Annotated in this window: 5 protein-coding genes; 1 reads left to right on the forward strand and 4 read right to left on the reverse strand. The window is 65.3% G+C overall.

What is annotated here, in order from left to right; translation table 11 throughout:
* Positions 1–12 precede the first annotated feature (12 nt).
* Positions 13–924, forward strand: coding sequence for an ABC transporter substrate-binding protein (locus JMF90_RS29275; RefSeq protein WP_201325766.1), 912 nt, complete (start codon positions 13–15; stop codon positions 922–924).
* A 72-nt stretch (positions 925–996) separates the two neighbouring features.
* Here JMF90_RS29275 and JMF90_RS29280 read toward each other — a convergent pair whose 3' ends face one another.
* From JMF90_RS29280 to JMF90_RS29295, 4 genes are all read right to left on the reverse strand, one after another.
* Complete coding sequence (locus tag JMF90_RS29280; RefSeq protein WP_011549066.1) at positions 997–1,536, reverse strand: AidA/PixA family protein; 540 nt, start codon at positions 1,534–1,536, stop codon at positions 997–999.
* Positions 1,537–1,601: 65 nt separating this feature from the next.
* Positions 1,602–2,105: an inclusion body family protein gene (locus JMF90_RS29285; protein WP_006483191.1), complete on the reverse strand. Its 504-nt coding sequence runs from the start codon at positions 2,103–2,105 to the stop codon at positions 1,602–1,604.
* A gap of 295 nt (positions 2,106–2,400) precedes the next feature.
* On the reverse strand, positions 2,401–2,784 hold the full coding sequence (locus tag JMF90_RS29290; RefSeq protein ID WP_011549065.1) for a GtrA family protein: 384 nt from the start codon (positions 2,782–2,784) through the stop codon (positions 2,401–2,403).
* A 12-nt stretch (positions 2,785–2,796) separates the two neighbouring features.
* Positions 2,797–3,529: glycosyltransferase (locus tag JMF90_RS29295; RefSeq protein WP_201325765.1), on the reverse strand; the 733-nt coding region annotated here is incomplete at its 5' end.

Genomic DNA, 3,529 nt, shown 5'->3' on the forward strand with positions numbered 1-3,529 from the left:
GCCGTTACACGCATCGCCCGTGTGCTGGCCGCCGCGCTGATCGCCGGGAGCGCCGTCGCCGCGCACGCTGCATCGTTCGACCTGAGCCCCGAGCAGCCGGCCCGGCAGCGCGGCGCCGTAAACCCGGCCGTCGAGCAGGCGCTGCCGGCCGGCTTCCGGTTCGCCGAAGCGAACACGCTGACGATCGGCATCGCGCCGAACCTGCCGCCGCTCAGCACCTATGCGACCGACGCACGCACGGTGGTCGGCTTCGATCCCGATCTCGCGCAACTGATCGCGGACAGCGTCGGCCGCAAGCTGAAGATCGTGCCGCTCGCGTGGGCCGACTGGCCGCTTGCGCTGCAGTCCGGCAAGGTCGATGCGGTGATTTCGAACGTGACGGTGACCGAGCAGCGCAAGGAGAAGTTCGATTTCTCGACTTACCGGAAGGACCAGCTCGGCTTCTACGTGAAGACCGGCAGCAAGCTGGCCGCGATCCGCGAGCCGAAGGACGTCGCGGGGCTGCGCGTCGTGACCGATTCGGGCACGAACCAGGAAAAGATCCTGCTCGAATGGAACCGGCAGAACGTCGCGCGCGGCCTCGCGCCGGTCGAGATCCAGTATTACGCGGATGCGGCCGAGCGCTGGGTCGCGCTGCAGTCGGGCCGGGTCGACACGATCTTCAGCGTGAATTCGATGCTCGCGTACCAGGCGTCGCTGCGCGGCGATGCGAAACTGATCGGTACCGTCAGCGGCGGCTGGCCGCGCACCGCGGATATCGCGATCACGACCCGCAAGGGCAGCGGCCTCGCCGATCCGCTGACGCTCGCGATCAATGCGCTGATCGCGAACGGCAGCTACCGGAAGGCGCTGGATCACTGGCAACTGGATGCCGAGGCGATCGAGCGCTCGCAGACCAATCCGCCGGGGCTGCCGCGCACCTGACGACGGCACATGGCGAGGTTCGGGCGAACGGCCACTGTTTCACTGCAACGTGAAACGGCGGTTGCGATCCGGCTACGGTTTGACGTCGGGCCGTTTCGTGTCCGGCCGGCTACCGGCGATCTCGATCGTCGTTTCCCAGCGGAAGTAGCCCGATACGGCGCCGTCGCGATCGAGCACGGCGAAATCGGCCGTGCACGTGGTGGTGCCCGGGGCCAGCACCTCGCTGTGCCAGAAATGGTCCTTCATCGGCCGGCACGACGGATGCAGCAGGTCATCGCCGTCCGGCACCGGCGTGGCGGCGTCACGGATTTCCGCTTCGAGCGGCGTGACGATGCCCGCGTCCTTCAGCGCGAACCGGACGAACAGCACGGTGACCTCCGCACGCAGCGCCAGCGCGGTTTCGCGCAGACGAAGCTGGTCGCCCGGCGACAGGCCGGCGAAGAGCCGGTTGTCGTTGTGGCTGACCTGCCCGGCGTCGCCGGGGCTCAACACGTAGATGTGCCGGCCGTCGATCACGGTCGGCACGTCGGCGTCCCGGCTCGCATCGGGGTAGGCCGACAGCAGCGTGACGGCGTCGACGATCGCGAGCGCATCGCAACGAACACCAGACATGAGCACCTCCTCCGCAACAAGGGAGCGGCGCGGGCAGCCGTCGGGCGGCCGCCCGCATGCCGCGATCAGTTATGGATCGAGATGAACGGGTCCCACGAGAAGCAACCCTGGCTCTGGCAATTGCGATCGATGATCTGGAACTGGAAGTGGTAGGTCACGCGGCCGACCTTCAGGCATTCCGACGACCAGTAGTAGTTCGCGACCTTCTGACACGTCGGCACTTCCGGCTTGCTGGTGTTCGGCACCGGGATCGACGCTTCCGCGACCCGCGGCGTCGGCGTCGAGATCAGGTCGTTGCCGACGTTGCCGATGAACTTGTAGAACACCACCTGGTTTTCGAAGCCCAGCGACAGGCTCGTTTCGCGCCAGCGGATCAGGTCGCCGACCTGCGCCTTCAGGTCGAGCTCGCCGCCCGCCTGCCCGGAAATGACGTTGTCCTGGTTGGTCACCATGTAGACGTAGCGCCAGTCGATCAGCGTCGGCGCCGCCGGATTCTTGCTGGGATTCGGATATTTTTTGAGAATGGTTTCGGTATCGAACGAAACGAGCACATCGGTAACGCGTGACATAGAAGCTCCCGTTTGAAGTAATGGGACTTATCGTTGCGCGAATTGCTTCGTGCGGCGGCCATCGCCTTGTGCTGCAAGGCTTTTCGCCGGTATCGACATATGCAGAAGCGACGGCGAATGCAGATTATCCCGTTTGGTTAAACGTGGAAGCTGTAAAGGTAAACAGGTCGATAAAATGATTTATCGAGTTAATTTTAAAATCGGAATCAATCGATTCGATGCGTGACATGAATATCACGAAATTGAATCTGTTAATTGATTGGCCGATGATGTGCGGGGACGGAAGAAGGGGCGCTTACCGGTAGGTCCAGAGCCGGTGCAGCACGAACGTCGTCGGCGGGATCAGCAGCGCGATCGCGACGACGCCCATTGCCCGCGGTGCATCCAGCGCCTCGGCGGCGCGCGCGATGAGCATCGTTTCGACGAACCCGGCGAGCATGACCGCGAGAAAGCGTATCGCGTTGCGGGTGCGCACCGTCGACGAGAAGCTCCACAGCGTATTCGCCAGGTACGAGAATGCGGTGGCGCAGAGGAATGCGATCGCGTTCGCGGTCACCGGCGCCGCATCGAGGCGCGCGAACAGCGCCGTCGCGACCAGCACATGGATCGCGGTCGAGCAGAGCCCGGACACGCCGAAGCGCACGAGCCGCGTGCGCTCGGCCTGGAGCAGTGTGCTCATGGCGAGCGCGGGTCAGCGCGCGCCGATGCGCGCCCGGACCGGCTGCGCGCGCCGGCGAGCCGGCTGCCGGCGTGCGTCGCGCGCGACCGGCAGTTCGATCACCTTGCCGTGCGCCTGGTAGCGGCGGCGGATCAGGTAGACGGGCCGTTGCTTCGATTCGTCGTAGATCCGCCCGACGTATTCGCCGACGACGCCGATTCCGATCAGCTCGATGCCGCCGATGAACAGCGTGACCGAGATCAGCGACGCGTAGCCGAGCACCGGGTTGCCGAACAGCAGCGTGCGCAGGATGATGAACGCGCCGTACACGAACGCGAGCGCCGCGATGCCGACGCCGATGTAGGTCCAGCTGCGCAGCGGCACGGTGCTGAAGCTGGTGATGCCTTCCAGCGCGAAATTCCACAGCTTCCAGCCGGAGAATTTCGAGTGTCCGGCGCTGCGCGGATCGCGCTGGTATTCGACGATCACGGTCTTGTAGCCGACCCACGCGAACAGCCCTTTCATGAAGCGGTGCCGCTCGGGCAGGTTGCGCAGCGCGTTCACGACCTTGCGGTCCATCAACCGGAAATCGCCGACGTTCTCCGGCAGCTTCACGTCCGACAGCAGGTTGTGCACGCGATAGTAGAGCGCGGCGGCGGTGCGCTTCGCGAACGAATCGCACGCGCGGTTGCTGCGTTTCGCCGCGACGACCTCCGCGCCGTCGCGCCAGTGCTCGATCATCACCGGGATCAGGCTCGGCGGGTCC

Origin of the sequence: Burkholderia sp. E168m23 (assembly GCF_016586125.1) — a bacterium.
Taxonomy (GTDB): Bacteria; Pseudomonadota; Gammaproteobacteria; order Burkholderiales; family Burkholderiaceae; genus Burkholderia; species Burkholderia orbicola.

Excerpts from the sequence above, each read along its gene's own strand:
- JMF90_RS29290 (WP_011549065.1), bottom strand. The coding sequence starts at position 2,784 with ATGAGCACACTGCTCCAGGCCGAGCGCACGCGGCTCGTGCGCTTCGGC.
- JMF90_RS29280 (WP_011549066.1), bottom strand. The coding sequence starts at position 1,536 with ATGTCTGGTGTTCGTTGCGATGCGCTCGCGATCGTCGACGCCGTCACG.
- JMF90_RS29285 (WP_006483191.1), bottom strand. The coding sequence starts at position 2,105 with ATGTCACGCGTTACCGATGTGCTCGTTTCGTTCGATACCGAAACCATT.